The sequence below is a fragment of the Cystobacter fuscus genome (assembly GCF_002305875.1).
In the GTDB taxonomy this organism is placed as follows: domain Bacteria; phylum Myxococcota; class Myxococcia; order Myxococcales; family Myxococcaceae; genus Cystobacter; species Cystobacter fuscus_A.
The window spans coordinates 8,734,683-8,749,050 of record NZ_CP022098.1 but is presented as its reverse complement, the minus strand read 5'-3'; the positions used below and the strand labels follow the sequence as shown (position 1 = coordinate 8,749,050).

General features: G+C 66.9%; 12 protein-coding genes. 4 read left to right on the top strand and 8 right to left on the bottom strand.

The annotated features are described in order from the left end of the window. Positions 1 to 340: 340 nt before the first annotated feature. On the top strand, positions 341 to 1,678 hold the full coding sequence (locus CYFUS_RS35255; protein ID WP_095989217.1) for a glycoside hydrolase family 16 protein: 1,338 nt from the start codon (positions 341 to 343) through the stop codon (positions 1,676 to 1,678). 113 nt (positions 1,679 to 1,791) lie between these two features. On the opposite strand, the gene CYFUS_RS35250 is transcribed toward CYFUS_RS35255, so the two are convergent. The 3 genes from CYFUS_RS35250 to CYFUS_RS35240 form a co-directional block, all read right to left on the bottom strand. Continuing rightward, positions 1,792 to 2,184, bottom strand: a complete 393-nt coding sequence (locus CYFUS_RS35250) for a hypothetical protein (RefSeq protein ID WP_095989216.1) — start codon at positions 2,182 to 2,184, stop codon at positions 1,792 to 1,794. 13 nt (positions 2,185 to 2,197) lie between these two features. After that, positions 2,198 to 2,764, bottom strand: coding sequence for a hypothetical protein (locus CYFUS_RS53245; protein WP_232536985.1), 567 nt, complete (start codon positions 2,762 to 2,764; stop codon positions 2,198 to 2,200). A gap of 440 nt (positions 2,765 to 3,204) precedes the next feature. Beyond that, positions 3,205 to 4,959 carry a M1 family metallopeptidase gene (locus CYFUS_RS35240; RefSeq protein WP_095989215.1) on the bottom strand — a complete coding sequence of 585 codons (1,755 nt, stop codon included), beginning with the start codon at positions 4,957 to 4,959 and terminating at the stop codon, positions 3,205 to 3,207. A gap of 117 nt (positions 4,960 to 5,076) precedes the next feature. On the opposite strand from CYFUS_RS35240, the gene CYFUS_RS35235 reads away from it, so the two are divergent. The 3 genes from CYFUS_RS35235 to CYFUS_RS35225 all read left to right on the top strand — a co-directional run bounded on the left by CYFUS_RS35235 (position 5,077) and on the right by CYFUS_RS35225 (position 10,057). Continuing rightward, positions 5,077 to 7,467, top strand: coding sequence for a 3-hydroxyacyl-CoA dehydrogenase/enoyl-CoA hydratase family protein (locus CYFUS_RS35235; RefSeq protein WP_095989214.1), 2,391 nt, complete (start codon positions 5,077 to 5,079; stop codon positions 7,465 to 7,467). Between the two features lie 87 nt (positions 7,468 to 7,554). Continuing rightward, entirely contained in the window at positions 7,555 to 8,727 is a 1,173-nt protein-coding gene (locus tag CYFUS_RS35230; protein WP_095989213.1) for a thiolase family protein, read from the top strand. Between the two features lie 76 nt (positions 8,728 to 8,803). Then, positions 8,804 to 10,057 carry a P1 family peptidase gene (locus tag CYFUS_RS35225; RefSeq protein WP_095989212.1) on the top strand — a complete coding sequence of 418 codons (1,254 nt, stop codon included), beginning with the start codon at positions 8,804 to 8,806 and terminating at the stop codon, positions 10,055 to 10,057. 63 nt (positions 10,058 to 10,120) lie between these two features. Here CYFUS_RS35225 and CYFUS_RS35220 read toward each other — a convergent pair whose 3' ends face one another. From CYFUS_RS35220 to CYFUS_RS35200, 5 genes are all read right to left on the bottom strand, one after another. Further along, positions 10,121 to 11,035: a hypothetical protein gene (locus CYFUS_RS35220; RefSeq protein ID WP_157758845.1), complete on the bottom strand. Its 915-nt coding sequence runs from the start codon at positions 11,033 to 11,035 to the stop codon at positions 10,121 to 10,123. A gap of 130 nt (positions 11,036 to 11,165) precedes the next feature. After that, complete coding sequence (locus tag CYFUS_RS35215) at positions 11,166 to 11,546, bottom strand: VOC family protein (protein WP_095992422.1); 381 nt, start codon at positions 11,544 to 11,546, stop codon at positions 11,166 to 11,168. A 118-nt stretch (positions 11,547 to 11,664) separates the two neighbouring features. Continuing rightward, the gene (locus CYFUS_RS51200) at positions 11,665 to 11,991 is read right to left on the bottom strand and encodes a hypothetical protein (protein WP_157758844.1); all 327 of its coding nucleotides are present in this window, start codon (positions 11,989 to 11,991) and stop codon (positions 11,665 to 11,667) included. 91 nt (positions 11,992 to 12,082) lie between these two features. Continuing rightward, positions 12,083 to 12,937 (bottom strand): SDR family NAD(P)-dependent oxidoreductase, encoded by an 855-nt coding sequence (locus CYFUS_RS35205; protein WP_095989209.1) that lies wholly within the window; start codon positions 12,935 to 12,937, stop codon positions 12,083 to 12,085. 38 nt (positions 12,938 to 12,975) lie between these two features. Further along, complete coding sequence (locus CYFUS_RS35200; RefSeq protein WP_095992421.1) at positions 12,976 to 14,208, bottom strand: cytochrome P450; 1,233 nt, start codon at positions 14,206 to 14,208, stop codon at positions 12,976 to 12,978. Positions 14,209 to 14,368 lie beyond the last annotated feature (160 nt).

Genomic DNA, 14,368 nt, shown 5'->3' with positions numbered 1-14,368 from the left:
GCGGCGGAGGCGAGCAACAGCTTGCGCTGGAAGGTCAGGCGCAACGGAGCGCCGGGGACGGTTCGCACCCATTCACAACCCCACGTGTTCCCTCCTCTCGTCCCTGGCCTTTCCGGGGCGCTTCCGGAGCAGGCGGGCTGCCGACCTCGGGACCAGCGAAACGAGAGAATCCAGGGCTGCGTTCCGGGTCAAAAAATCAGTTTTCCGAGGGAAAAACTCCAAAGTGTCCACTCATGGACATTATCATTCATTTAAGTTTTCCTCGGTTTTCCAATAAGTCACCTTGCGCCCGCCCTGGCCGCCGAGGTGGAGCCAGGCCCGACATCTGCGAGGAGTTTCAATGAGCTCGAGACCGTGGAAGACGCTGGGAATGCGTGGGTTGCTGATGGTGGGGATGGGGGGCGTGATGCTGGGCGCCGGAGCCTGTGGTGGCGCCGCGCAGGAGCCCGCTGACCAGGTCACCGAAACCCAGGCGCGTCCGCTGGCGGCGGCGCCCATCGGCCAGACGATCTGGCTCAAGGCGTGCTCCACCCAGAAGTACGTGTCGGCGGACAAGAACATCAGCGCGGACGCGCCCCTGGTGGCCGACCGTGCCGCCGCGGAGGGCTGGGAGCAGTTCCAGGTGGGCGACGCGGGCAACGGCTACATCACGCTGCGCGTGGCCGAGACGGGCCTGTACGTGTCGGCGGACACGAACCTGGGCGGCAAGCTCGTGGCCAACCGCGCGAGCCCGGGTGACTGGGAGCACTTCCAGTGGGTGGATTATGGCAATGGCTCCATCGGCCTGAAGGCCCGGAGCAATGGCCTGTTCGTGACCTCGGATCTGAACCAGGGCGCCGCGGGACCGCTGGTCGCCAGCCGCGCGGCCTCGGCCGGGTGCTGGGAGTCCTTCACGTGGGCCGCCGTGGGCGGTGGCGGCAACCCGGGCGGCAACTGGGTGCAGATCTGGAGCGACGAGTTCGACGGCACCAGCATCAACACGTCCAACTGGGCCTATGTCACCGACGTCCACGTGAACAACGAGCAGCAGCAGTACACGACCTCGTCGGAGAACGTGCAGGTCAGCAACGGCACCCTCAAGCTCATCGCCCGCTACAAGCCGACCAATGGCTACCCGTACACCTCGGGCCGTCTGGAGAGCGCGGGCAAGCGCGAGTTCTCGCACGGCCGCATCGAGGCGCGCATCAAGCTGCCGGTGGGTCCCGGGCTGTGGCCGGCGTTCTGGTTGCTCGGCAATGACATCAATACGGTGGGTTGGCCCGCGTGCGGTGAGCTCGACATCCTGGAGAACGTGGGCTACAGCGACTGGACGTCGGGCGCGCTGCATGGCCCCGGCTACTCGGGTAACACGCCCATCAACAGCCGCTTCTACCCGAACTCCTCCGTGAGCAACTGGCACGTGTACCGCACCGAGTACTCCCCCACGGACATCAAGTGGTACATCGACGACGTGTTGGTGAAGACCACGCCGAAGTCGGAGGTCACCCGGTACGGCAACTGGGTGTATGACAAGCCGTACTACATCATCCTCAACCTGGCGGTGGGTGGCAGCTATCCGCAGGGCGTCAATGGCGCCACCTACCCGTACCCCGGCGTGCCGCAGTCCACGGCGGACCTCATCCGCAACACGCCCCAGACGATGGAAGTCGACTGGGTGCGCGCCTACCAGTGGCGGTAGCCGCTCGGAGCGCGCCCAGCGCTCCGTTGCTCTTCTGAAGGGTTGTCACTTGCCGGTCCTCCCGCTCGTGCACATGTGGTGCACGGGCGGTGAGGGGACCGGCAGGTCATGGACTAATGCCCTGGCTTGTGAGGTGGCAGTTCTTCCGGTAGCGGTATTCGGACGAGTTTCAGCCCCTTCGGCCCATGGTCCACCACCGTGAAACCCTGGCCGGCAACCCTGACGAGCTGACCATCTTTCGCGGTTCCACTCGCGAGCCACGCGTCCGCCTCTTGTCGCGAGGCGAACGTGTGCGCGACCTGGACACCATCGATTGCCGGGGTTGTGATTTTGCGAAAAAATTCGCGAAACTCTCCGAGTTGTTTGAGTTCGTCGCGGACGAAGAGCAGCGCGGCCGCACAGGTCCGAAGTGCCTCGTCCTCTGGTGTCCCCTTGGAGTGGTGTTTGCTCATGGCCTCCATGGTTCGGAGGACAGCATCGGCATCGAAGTTCTTGTTATAGGTCATTGTGAGCGAGGGCCTAGAGTACGAGGGGGGCGAGAATCAGTGTGCCGCCTCCGCCAGTGGCGAGAATGAAGGCGGTGCCTGCGACGATGACGACGGTCCCGAATGCGACCTCGGTCTTGTGCGCCCGAATCCAGTTTCGCGCCTCGTCGAAACTGGAGAACTCGAGCGGAGGGCGTTTCTTCACCCGCTCCGCTTCCTCCTTCTCCTTCTCGTCGACGCACTGCATGTATTGCTTGCGGCACTCCCTCGTGCAGTGCTCGTAGTACCACTCGTTGTGTTCGACGTGCGGGTAGGGCTGCTTGGTGGACTCCCAGCAGCGGGTGAAGCATTTCTTGAGTTCGTCATCGCAGTCGTACCCGGAGCCCCCCGTCCCGAGTGCAATGCCAACGTTGCTCGCGTCCTCATCAATGACGTAGGTCCGGGCATTCAGGTCCCGGCTCGGCCGTGCATGGCCGCAACTGGTGCAAGCCACCATCGCGGCGCTCAGCAACGCCAACAGCCTTATGCCCCCTCCATCACCGACACGAGAGGGTCTGGCCGCGCGGCTACCCATGGGGTGAGTATCATCATTCCCAACCATGCCTTGGTTTCCTTGCGAAAAATCCCCAGTAATATCAAGTAGTTAAGGCGTTGGGAGGGGGGGGGGGGGGGGGGGGGGGGGGGGGGCTGTACAAAGGTTCAGATCAATCTCCCCCCACCGACTGGTCGCCGACCACCCGTTCCGTCCGCGTTGATCTACGGACCGACGCGGTACACCCTATAGGTCGGGCGGTATACCGACAACGTCATCCGTCAGATGGCGATAGGTAGGAAACGTTTTCGGCTCCGTGCGAATGCCTGGCTCCGGCAGCCCTCTCCCGATGAAGCGTCTTCCAATGGGCGTTGACGTGGGGGGGGAGAAAGCCACGCGTCACTGTTCACCAGCTCAGACGGTGAATGAGGTGGGCCAATTGCTCGCGACCCACCCTGCAGTCCCGCGCGCGGCTCGGCATGTACACGCTCGGTTTCCGACGTCGCGATTCAGGCGCGCTGGAGAATGGACTCGACCGCCGCCCGGGCGATGGGGTGATAGCGCTTGGCGTAGTCCTGGAAGAGCCGCCGCGCGCGCACCTTGCCCTCGGGGCTCGTCACCAGCGCGCCATAGAGGGGCTTGAGGTACTTCATCCGGCCCACCTCGCCGAGGAAGGCCGCGGCGCGCTCCCAGGCGGGCTCCCAGCCCGAGCGCAGCGCCACCGTCAGCCACGCCACCAGCACCTCCGCGTTGCCGCTCCGGGTGAGGTGGAAGCGCTCGTCCAGCTCGCGCAGCGTCTTGTGCGGCGTCCGCGCGGGCAACCGATCGATGTAGAGATGCCACTCGGCCGGGGTCCAGTCCTTCACGTCCTCGGTGGAGGGCACCTGTCCCGTGAAGCGGGCCAGGGCCGCGAGCCGCTCGGAGTGGGCCGTGGGCGCGCCCGGGGGGATGCCCGGCTTGCTCAGGTAGGCCTCGGCGTCCACCTTCGCCAGCGCGCCCGGCAGGCGCCGCTCCACGAAGGTGGTGAACTCCTCGGTGGTGAGCGCCTGGAAGCGGTGCGCCTGGAGGTAGTCGCGCAGGAAGCCGTCGAAGGCGTCGCGGCCCACCGCGTCCTCCAGGGCGCGCAGGAAGAGGTAGCCCTTCTCGTACGGCACGAGTGAGAAGGCCTCGTCCGGATCCACGCCCGTCAGGTGGGTGCGCAGGCACGTGAGCTGCGGGTGCTCCTTGAAGTGCTGGATCGTCTCCTCCAGCGAGCCCCGCCCCAGGGTGGCGTGCAGCGCCGCCACGTCCTTGCCGTAGAGCGCCTCCACGATGCGCCGCTCGGCGAAGACGGTGAAGCCCTCGTTGAGCCAGAAGTGCTCGGCGGACGCGTTGGTGACGAGGTTGCCCGTCCACGAGTGCGCCAGCTCGTGCGCCACCACCGATACCAGGCTCTTGTCCCCGGCGAGCAGGGTGGGGGTGAGGAAGGTCAGGCGCGGGTTCTCCATGCCGCCGTAGGGAAACGAGGGCGGCATCGTCAGCAGATCGAACCGCTCCCAGTCATACGGGCCGAAGAGCGCCTCGGCCGCGCGCAGCATGGCGTCCACGTCCTCGAACTCGGCGGCGGCGCGCTCGATCACCTCGGGCTCGGCCCACACGCGCGAGCGCGGCCCCAGCTCCTTGGAGGCGAGTCGTCCCACCGCGAACGCCAGCAGGTAGGGCGGAATGGGCTGGGGCATCTCGTAGCGCTCCACCGCCTCCTCCCCCCTTTCCTCTCGCCCGACGAAGCCCGCGGCCATCACCGCCCTCAGCTCGCGGGGCACGGTGAGCTCCGCCTCGTAGCGAATGCGCAGCCGCGGCGTGTCCTGCAGCGGCACCACCGAGCGCGCGTGGATGGCCTGGCACTGGCTGAAGAGGTACGGCGCCTGGCCTCCCGCCGTCTGCGCGGGCGTGAGCCACTGCAGCGCGCTCGCTCCGGGCGAGGTGCGGTAGCGCACCGTCAGTTGCTTCACTCCCGGACGCAGCTCCACACGCAGGCGGCTGCCCAGGATGGGTTCCGCAGGTGACACGAGAAACGACAGGGGTCGGCCCTCTCCATCCACCACCGACTCCACCTCCAGCTCCCGGGTGTCCAGGTCCAACGGCCCCGCGGACGCCTCCTTGAGCGTGAGGGTCGCCTCGGCATGAAGCTGCCGGCTCTGGAAGTCCACGCGCGCCTTCCAGGTGAGGCGCTCGGTCTCGGGTTGGGTGTCATCGCTGTACGAGTGCGGATCGCGTCGGGCCATGGGGCGCACCTTACCCTCCACGCCTCCACAGAGGGGACCTCAACAGGCGATTGACTTTTGAATCAACCGGCGCGATGTCTCCCGCCATTCCTTTTTCCTGATTGGGAGCCTCATTCGATGACGATGCGGATCCGCAAAGTGGCAGTGCTGGGCGCGGGAGTGATGGGCAGTGGCATCGCCGCGCACCTGGCCAACTCGGGTGTTCGCGCTCTCCTCCTGGACATCGTGCCGCCCAAGGCGGCGCCCGGCGAGGACACGGCCTCCAAGGCGTTTCGCAACAAGTTCACCCTGGGCGCCCTGGCGAACCTGCGCAAGCAGAAGCCCAGCCCCATCACCACCGAGCAGGCGCTGGGCGCGCTGGAGATCGGCAACCTCGAGGACGACATCGGGCGCATCGCCGAGTGCGACTGGGTCATCGAGGTGGTGAAGGAGGACCTGGCCGTCAAGCAGGCCCTGTTCGCCAAGGTGGAGCAGCACGCGCGCAAGGACGCCATCATCAGCTCCAACACCTCGGGCCTGTCCATCAAGGGCATGCTGGAGGGCCGCGGCCCCGAGTTCCGCAAGCGCTTCCTCGTCACGCACTTCTTCAACCCCGTGCGCTACATGAAGCTGTTGGAGCTCGTCGCGGGCCCGGAGACGTCGCCCGAGGTGATGAAGACGATCCACCAGTTCGGCGAGGAGGTGCTCGGCAAGGGCGTGGTGTACGGCAAGGACACCACCAACTTCATCGCCAACCGCATCGGCACCTACGGGATGATGCGGGTGCTGGCGGACATGCAGAAGGCGGAGCTGTCCATCGAGGAGGTGGACAAGATCTTCGGCCCCGCCATGGGCCGCCCCAAGTCGGCCGTGTTCCGCACCGCGGACATCGTGGGCCTGGACACCTTCAGCCACGTGGCCAAGAACTGTTACGACACGCTCGCGCACGATGAAGAGCGCGAGGTGTTCGCCGCCCCCGACTTCCTCAAGAAGATGGTGGAGAAGGGGATGCTGGGCGACAAGACCGGCGGCGGCTTCTACAAGAAGGATCGCGCCTCGGGCGGCAAGGACATCCTCGCGCTGGACCTGAAGACGTTCGAGTACCGGCCCCAGGGCAAGGTGCGCTACGAGTCGCTGGGCGCGGCCAAGGACGTGGAGGACGTGCGCGAGCGCGTGGCCACGGTGATGCGCGGCCAGGACAAGGCGGCGAAGTTCGCCGAGCGCGTCACGCTGGACACGCTCGCCTACGCGAGCCGCCGCATTCCGGAGATCGCCGACGACGTGGTCAACGTGGACGGCGCCATGCGCTGGGGCTTCGGCTGGGACCTGGGGCCCTTCGAGACCTGGGATGCCTTCGGCGTGAAGCAGGGCGTGGAGCGCATGAAGGAGCTGGGCCTCAAGCCCGCCGCGTGGGTGGAGGAGATGCTGGCCGCGGGTCGCACGTCCTTCTACGGCGTGGAGAACGGCAAGGACACCTACTGGGACATCCCCAGCAAGTCCGTGAAGACCGTGGCGCAGAACCCGCGCACCCTGCGCGTGGAGTACCTCAAGCGCGGCAACAAGAAGATCTCCGGCAACGACAGCGCCAGCCTCTGGGACATGGGCGATGGCGTGACGCTGCTCGAGTTCCACTCGAAGATGAACTCCATCGACGACGGCATCATCGAGATGATGAACACCGCGCTCGATGAGACGGAGAAGAACTTCCGCGGCCTGGTGGTGGGCAACGACGGCGGCAACTTCTCCGCCGGCGCCAACATCTTCTCCATGCTGTGGGCGGCCAAGGCCGGCGAGTTCGAGACGCTGCGCAAGATGGCGGGCGCGCTCCAGACGGCCAACCAGCGCATGCGCTACAGCCCGGTGCCCGTGGTGACGGCGCCCTTCAACCTGACGCTCGGCGGCGGCGCCGAGGTGGCCCTGGGCGGCAACGCCATCCAGGCCTCGAGCGAGCTGTACATGGGCCTCGTCGAGGTGGGCGTGGGCCTCATCCCCGGCGGTGGCGGCACCATGATGTTCCTGCGCAACGTGATGGGCGCGTACGCGGCGGACAAGGACTTCGATCCCTTCCCCTTCATCAAGAAGGTGTTCCTCACCATCGGCACCGCCAAGGTGGGCACGAGCGCCGAGGAAGCCCGCGAGATGGGCTTCCTGACCGCGGCGGACGGCATCAGCGCCAACCGGGATTTCCTCCTGTCGGACGCCAAGCAGCGGGTGATCGGCATGGCCAACGCGGGCTTCCGCGCGCCGCGCCCCACGCGCTTCCGCCTGCCCGGGCCTAGCGGCTACGCCACCATCGACATGATGCTCTACGACATGGAGCTCAACGGCCAGGTGTCCGCCCACGACCGGAAGATCGCCCAGAAGCTCGCCCGGGTGATCACCGGCGGAGACACCAGCCCCTCCGTCCTCCTGTCCGAGGAGCGCGTCCTGGAGCTGGAGCTCGAGGCGTTCCTGAGCCTCGCGGGCGAGGAGAAGACGCAGGACCGGCTGCAGTACATGCTCGAGAAGGGCAAGCCGCTGCGCAACTGAGGCGGCGGCGTTACGGGAAGTCCCACGTCATCCAGTTTTCAAGCATTCAAGGCCCGGGGGTTGCTCCCCGGGCGAGGAGACAGACAGATGCCCGGTCGAGTCGTGATTGCCAGCGCGGTGCGTACCCCGTTCACCCGCGCGCACAAGGGAGAGTTCAAGGATACCCGGCCCGATACGCTCGCGGCCCTCGCCATCAAGGAGGCCGTGGCGCGCGTGCCCGGCCTCAAGCCCGAGCAGGTCGAGGACGTCATCCTCGGCTGTGCCATGCCCGAGGCGGAGCAGGGCATGAACGTGGCGCGCAACGCCTCGCTGCTGGCGGGGCTGCCGGACACCGTGCCGGGGATGACCATCAACCGCTTCTGCTCGTCGGGCGTGCAGTCCATCGCCCAGGCGGCGCAGGCCATCCAGGCGGGGTCCATCCAGGTCGCCGTGGCCGGTGGCACCGAGTCCATGACCATGGTGCCCATGGGCGGCAACAAGGTGAGCGCCAACCCGGAGATCATGGAGAAGTACCCCGAGGTCTACACCTCCATGGGCGCCACCGCGGAGAACATCGCCTCGCGCTACAGCGTGTCGCGCGAGGACGCGGACAAGTTCGCCTACGAGAGCCAGCGCAAGGCGGCCACCGCGCGCGAGCAGGGCAAGTTCAAGGACGAGATCTTCCCCGTCACCACCACCGTGTATGACGAGGAGGGCAACGCCAAACAGGTGACGGTGTCCGTGGACACCATCCTGCGCCCGGAGACCACGCTGGAGGGGCTCGCCAAGCTGCGCCCCGCCTTCAACCAGAAGGGCGTGGTGACGGCCGGTAACGCCTCGCCGCTGACGGATGGCGCCGCCGCCGCGGTGGTGATGAGCGAGGAGAAGGCGAAGGAGCTGGGCGTCAAGCCGCTGGGCTACTTCGTGGACTTCCAGGTGGCGGGCGTGCCTCCGGAGATCATGGGCGTGGGCCCGGTGCCGGCGGTGAAGAAGCTGCTCGCGAAGAACAACCTCAAGATCGAGGACATCGACGTCTTCGAGCTCAACGAGGCCTTCGCTGCGCAGGCGCTGCACTGCATCCGCGAGCTGGGCGTGCCCCTGGAGAAGGCCAACCCGAACGGCGGCGCCATCGCCTTGGGCCACCCGCTGGGCGTGTCTGGTGCGCGCATGGTGGCCACCATCCTGAGCGAGCTCAAGCGCCGCGACGGCCGCTACGGCGTGGTGACGATGTGCATCGGTGGCGGCATGGGCGCCGCCGCCCTCATCGAGCGCGTGAAGTAGTTCTCTGTTGCCCGATGTGCGGTGCCCCACGGTCCTTCTTGGCAATCCAGGAGGGGCCGTGCTGTTTTCCGGGCGCATGAACCTCCGCGTCTTCGTTCCCCTGGCCGCGTTGTTCCTCCTGGGTCTCGCCCCGGTTCCTCCGAAGGAGGAGGCCGCTCCCCGGAAGCCCCGGGCGCGTGAGCTGGGCATCACCTTCGGGGGCCAGGCGGGCCCGCTCGATGCGATCACCGACGTGCCCGGGGTGGAGGTGGGCCAGACGACGCTCGTCTCCGGCGAGGGCAGGCTCAGGGTGGGCAAGGGCCCGGTGCGCACGGGCGTCACCGCGGTGCTGCCCCGGGGCCGCGCCCGGCTGGCCGAGTCCATGTTCGCCGCCACCTATGCCCTCAATGGCAATGGTGAGATGACGGGCACGCATTGGGTGAACGAGTCGGGTCTGCTCGCCGGTCCCGTCATGCTGACCAACACCAACAGCGTGGGGGTGGTGCGCGACGCGGTGGTGTCGTGGGGCGTCCAGCATGGCGCGGCGTGGGAACTGGCCCTGCCGGTGGTGGCGGAGACCTATGACGGCCTCCTCAACGACATCGATGGGTTCCACGTGAAGACGGAACACGCCGTGCGGGCCATCGACGGAGCGCGCGGAGGGCCGGTGGCCGAGGGGAACGTGGGTGGCGGCACGGGGATGATCTGCCACGGCTTCAAGGGAGGAATTGGAACGGCCTCGCGCCGGCTGCCCGAGTCGCTCGGGGGCTACACCCTGGGCGTGCTGGTGCAGTGCAACTACGGCCGCCGCTCCCTTTTCTCGGTGGAGGGGGTTCCGGTGGGTGAGGAGATCAAGGATCTCTTGCCCTGCCACACGGGGAACGAGGCGCCTTCCTCCTCGTTCACCAAGGACTTGAAGCCCTGTGCCCAGAGAGCGGAAATCCCCTCCCGCTCCGTGTCCGAGGGCCTGGGCTCCATCATCGTGGTGGTGGCCACCGACGCGCCGTTGTTGCCACACCAGCTGGGCCGCATCGCCCGCCGCGTGCCGCTCGCCATCGGGAAGATGGGCGGTCTGGGCGAGGACTCCTCGGGCGACATCTTCCTGGCTTTCTCCACCCAGCCGACCAAGCCGTCACCCGGGAGCCGGGTGGCGCAGGTGGGCTTCTTGGACAACGAGCACCTCAACCCGCTCTTCGAGGCGACGGTGCAGGCCACGCAGGAGGCCATCCTCAATGCCCTGCTCGCCGCCGAGACCCAGACGGGCGCCGATGGCGTCCGCGTCTTCGCCCTGCCGCATGACCGGCTCACCCAGGCCCTGCGCAAGTATGGGCGGCTCACGCCCGCGCCTTGAGGAGCGCGAAGTTTCTCGCGGAGAAGGATTCCACGAGGCACGGACCGGGCTCCCGCTGGGGGTCTACTCCGTGAGGGTGTTTCCCGAGGAGACCAGCAGATTGTTGTCGTCGTGGCCCTGGTTGTCGGGCGGGACGAACGTGGCGAAAGCTGTCGAGCCGCCTACGTTGATGGACCAGGGGTAGGTCAGCGCCAGGTTCGTGAAGACAATCGTCCCGAACCGTGAGCCCACCACGACCTGTTCATAGAGGGGTGAGATGTCGATGTCGACCAGATCGTAGGCCCCGCTGGGGATGACCCCGAGTTGCACGCCGGTGGCGCTGAAGCGGTGGATGGTGTCATTCCACGAGGCCCCGTAGATTTCCCCCGCCGTGCTGACCGCGATTCCCCGGATGTACGAGCCAAAGGGCAGCGAGAGTGCGCGCACCTGCGTCAGGGTGCTCGGGTCGTAGACGTAGACGCTGCGCTCGTCGCCCGCCAGGCCATACAGGAGCCCGTCCAGGCCCAGGGTGACATCGATGAAGTCGATGGTGTCGGCGAAACGCTGGGCGCCTCCCGTGAGCAGGTCGAAGCGCACCAACCCCTTCGGGATGTCCCCTTGACCATAGGTGCTCATATCCGTGACGAAGATGGAATGGCCGTGACTGGCGATTCCGCCGTAGCTCACGTTGTTGGCGGTACTCCAGCCCGTGAACGTCCAGTGGGTCCAGCTCTGCGCGGCCACGTCGTACCGGCTCAGGTACGGATCGAACGTGCCGTTGTAGATCTGGAGGTTGCCGTTGGCATCCACCAGTGCGTCCCGGGCACTCTCCGTGACGGGTCGCGTCCCCGTGGGGTAGGGGATGGGAAGCGTGCGCACCCACGTGCCATTCGGAGTGTATTCGTGGACGGAGTTCTCCGTGCTGATCAACACGTTGCCCGGCTCGAAGGGCTCGGCGGCCACCTGACCCAGCCCCGCGAGCGTCAGGAACAATGGCATCCAGCGAATACTCGAACGGTTTCCCATGGCCTTCATGTCTCCCCTCATTTACAGGTGTGTCCTGTTCGAGACACACTTTGCAAGTCGGGTCTGACATCTCTCGGATGGGCTCCCCCCCGAGACGAGCCCGTCACCAGCCGCCGTAGGGGACGGTGATGGCCTCCATGAAGTGACCCGAGGGATCCTGGAAGTAGACGCCTCGGCCCCCGTCGTGGGTGTTGATCTCACCGGGGTGCCGGCCCTGCGGGTCGGCCCAGTGCTGGATTCCTCGCTCGCGGATCTTGGCGATCAGCGCGTCGAACACGTCGTCCGATACGAGGAAGGCATAGTGCTGGCCGGGGAAGTCGCCGCTGGATTCGATGTAGTCGAGCGACACCCCATCATCCAGCTTGACTGCCTGGAAGTGCCCGAAGGGTTGCGGCTCGGGCAGCCCGAGGAGCTCGGCGAGGAATCTCGCGGAGCGCACCTTGTCCTTCGCGGCGATGATGGTGTGGTTGAAACGGACGGTCATGGAGGGCTCCTCGTCGGTGCGCGCCTCCATGCTACCCCGTCATGCCGAGCGGGGCGGCCCGGAGCCATCCACTGTCTTCCACTGATCAAGCAGCGTGGACGTATCGTGCTCGTCTGGCTCAGTTGCGCGGGCTCGTGGCGTTACTCTGTTGCGCGTTCCACTGGGCGGTCGATGCCGCCTTCTCCTCCTCCTCGGTGATGAGCGCACCTCCCGCCGCGGCCGACACCGCGCCCGTCGAGACCTTCGTCTCCGAGTCCTTCGGCTCGCACACGCATCCGGCGGAGTTCCTGATGATGACCACCCCGCTCAACTTCATGCCCAGCTCCTCGCAGTTCGTGGCGCACTCCGTGGCGCGCTCCTTCGGTACCTTGCTGTAGGCGGCCGGCGCCGTTGTCAGACAACCCGTGGACAGCAGACAGCACAGCATCGCAAGCGTGTGACGCATCGTGAGCCCCCCTGGTGACTGGTGGATGCTCTCGCTTCTGCTCGGGCGTGGACGCCTTGTCAACGCCATTGCCTCCTGTGTCTGCTCCTCGTCAGGAGGAAGGGTCCTCGGACAACATCATCTTCCTCCACCGCCGCCGCGCTCCCGCCACCAGCAGGCGCTGGTAGAGGGTGGGCATCAGGCGCTGCAGCAGATCGACGACCACGGCGTCCGAGCCGATGAGCTGGCGCCGCCGGTTCTTGAGGATGGCGGAGCGGATGTCGGACGCGGCGCGCTCGGGCGTGGTGGCGAAGAGCTTCTCGAAGTCCGCGGATGAGTTCGGCCCCACCCAGCCCCTGCGGGGGATGCTCCGGGAGTTCCGGGCGATGTTCGTCTTGATGCCGCCCGGGTGCACGCACGTGACGCCGATGGGGAGTCCCTCGACCTCCAGCTCCTGGCGCAGCGCCTCGGTGAAGCCCTTCACGGCGAACTTCGCGGCGTTGTAGGCCGCCTGGGTCGGCACGGCGATGATCCCGAAGACGCTCGAGACGTTGACGATGTGGCCCTCTCCCGCCGCCTTGAGGTGCGGCAGGAAGGCCTTGGTGCCGTGCACCACGCCCCAGAAGTTGATGTTCATGAGCCACTCGAAGTCCTCGTACCGGGTGTCCTCGATGGTGGCACCCAGGGCGACCCCGGCGTTGTTGATGACGAGGTGGACCGCGCCCAGCTCCCGCGCCACGTCGCCGGCCCAGGCGTGCATCGCCTCGCGATTCGCGACGTCCACCCGGGCCGTGTGCACCCGCACGCCGTGGCCCCGGCACTTCTCCGCCGTCTCCGCGAGCCCCTGCTCGTTCACGTCGGAGAGCGCCACATGACAGCCGTTGCGCGCGAGCAGCTCCGCCGTCGCGCGGCCGATTCCCGAACCCGCGCCCGTGATGGCCGCGACTCTTCCCTTCACCGACTTCATGGGCCGTGACTCCGTTCTGGTGGATTTCCCCCCCCTGCCTACCACCGGACGTGCAGCGAGGTGAACCCGCGGAACGCCAGGCTGTGGTGTTTGACGGGCGTGTGCTCCTCGTCCAGGAGCAGGCCGGGCAGCCGTTGGAACAGCAACTCGAGGGCGATCTCCAGCTCGCGGCGGGCCAGGCCGGACCCGATGCACTGGTGCGGACCGAACCCGAAGCCCACGTGCCGCGTCTGCGCCATGTCCCGGGTGATGTCGAACCGATCCGGCTCGGAGAACACCTCCGGGTCCCGGTTGGCGGCGCCCAGGGCGAACATCACGTGCGAGCCCTTGCGGATCGTCTGCCCGCGCAGCTCGAAGTCCTCCACGGCGACGCGGCCGATGAAGGGCACCGCCGGGTTGAAGCGGATGCTCTCCTCGACGGTCGAGCCGAGCAGGCCGGGGTTGTCCCGCAGCGCCTTCAACTGGTCCGGGTAGGTCAGCAGCGCATGGACGCAGTTGCTGAACTGGTCCGTGGTGGTGGTGTGCCCGGCGAAGAGCAGCAGCATCGCGTTGGACACCACCTCCTCCGTCGTCAGCTTGCCCTCCTCCTCGGCGCTCACCATCTGGCTGATGACGTCCGGCCCGGGCGCGCTCCGGCGCTCCTCGACGATCCGCGTCAGGTAGCCACTGAACGCCATCATCGCCCGGTTGACCTCTTGGACGAGCACGCCCATGTCCGCGCCCGGCGCGGGGCTGGAGAAGTCGGCCATGGGCTTGGACCAGGCCCGGAAACGCTCGCGGTCCTCCACCGGGATGCCGAGCAGCTCGGCGATGACGAGCGGGGGCAGCTCGTGGGAGATCTCCTTCACCAGATCCATCCGGCCACGGCCCTGGACGCGCTCCAGCAACTGCTCCATCGTGCGGCGGATGGCGGGCCGCCATTTGTCGAGCGACTGGGCCGTGAAGCCCGGGTTCATGTTGCGGCGCAGCCGGATGTGCTCGGAGCCATCCTTCATGAACACCTGATTGCGGATGATCTTCATGAAGTCCTGGATGCTGGCCGGGCCGAGGCTCTGCACCTGGTGCTCGAAGAACGCCGTCCGGTTGGCGCTCAGGCGCGGGTCGCGGAAGCTGGCCACCACGTCCTCGTGGCGGGACACGAGCCAGGTATGGATGGGTGCCGCCCAGTACACGGGCGCCTGGCGCTGGAGCTCCCGGTAGAACGGAACAGGGTCCGCGAGGTTCTGGGGACTGACGGGATTGAGATCGAACTGCTCGGCGGTAGGCGTCATGCGCTCCATGTTAACCGCATACGCCGCTCGGGTCTGGATTCCAGATGCCCTGGAAGCCTCCAGTACACATGCAATCCCTTTCATGCGGACAGCCGAGCAATCAATGGAAGACGGGTCCCATGGGGATTCCATGTCTCGTCAATATCGCGTGACGCCCCAG

Bases quoted from the DNA above. Each gene is read 5' to 3' on its own strand.
- CYFUS_RS35235 (WP_095989214.1), top strand. From the start codon at position 5,077: ATGACGATGCGGATCCGCAAAGTGGCAGTGCTGGGCGCGGGAGTGATG.
- CYFUS_RS51200 (WP_157758844.1), bottom strand. From the start codon at position 11,991: ATGCGTCACACGCTTGCGATGCTGTGCTGTCTGCTGTCCACGGGTTGT.
- CYFUS_RS53245 (WP_232536985.1), bottom strand. From the start codon at position 2,764: ATGGTTGGGAATGATGATACTCACCCCATGGGTAGCCGCGCGGCCAGA.
- CYFUS_RS35230 (WP_095989213.1), top strand. From the start codon at position 7,555: ATGCCCGGTCGAGTCGTGATTGCCAGCGCGGTGCGTACCCCGTTCACC.
- CYFUS_RS35255 (WP_095989217.1), top strand. From the start codon at position 341: ATGAGCTCGAGACCGTGGAAGACGCTGGGAATGCGTGGGTTGCTGATG.
- CYFUS_RS35200 (WP_095992421.1), bottom strand. From the start codon at position 14,208: ATGACGCCTACCGCCGAGCAGTTCGATCTCAATCCCGTCAGTCCCCAG.
- CYFUS_RS35215 (WP_095992422.1), bottom strand. From the start codon at position 11,546: ATGACCGTCCGTTTCAACCACACCATCATCGCCGCGAAGGACAAGGTG.
- CYFUS_RS35225 (WP_095989212.1), top strand. From the start codon at position 8,804: ATGAACCTCCGCGTCTTCGTTCCCCTGGCCGCGTTGTTCCTCCTGGGT.
- CYFUS_RS35240 (WP_095989215.1), bottom strand. From the start codon at position 4,959: ATGGCCCGACGCGATCCGCACTCGTACAGCGATGACACCCAACCCGAG.
- CYFUS_RS35205 (WP_095989209.1), bottom strand. From the start codon at position 12,937: ATGAAGTCGGTGAAGGGAAGAGTCGCGGCCATCACGGGCGCGGGTTCG.
- CYFUS_RS35220 (WP_157758845.1), bottom strand. From the start codon at position 11,035: ATGCCATTGTTCCTGACGCTCGCGGGGCTGGGTCAGGTGGCCGCCGAG.
- CYFUS_RS35250 (WP_095989216.1), bottom strand. From the start codon at position 2,184: ATGACCTATAACAAGAACTTCGATGCCGATGCTGTCCTCCGAACCATG.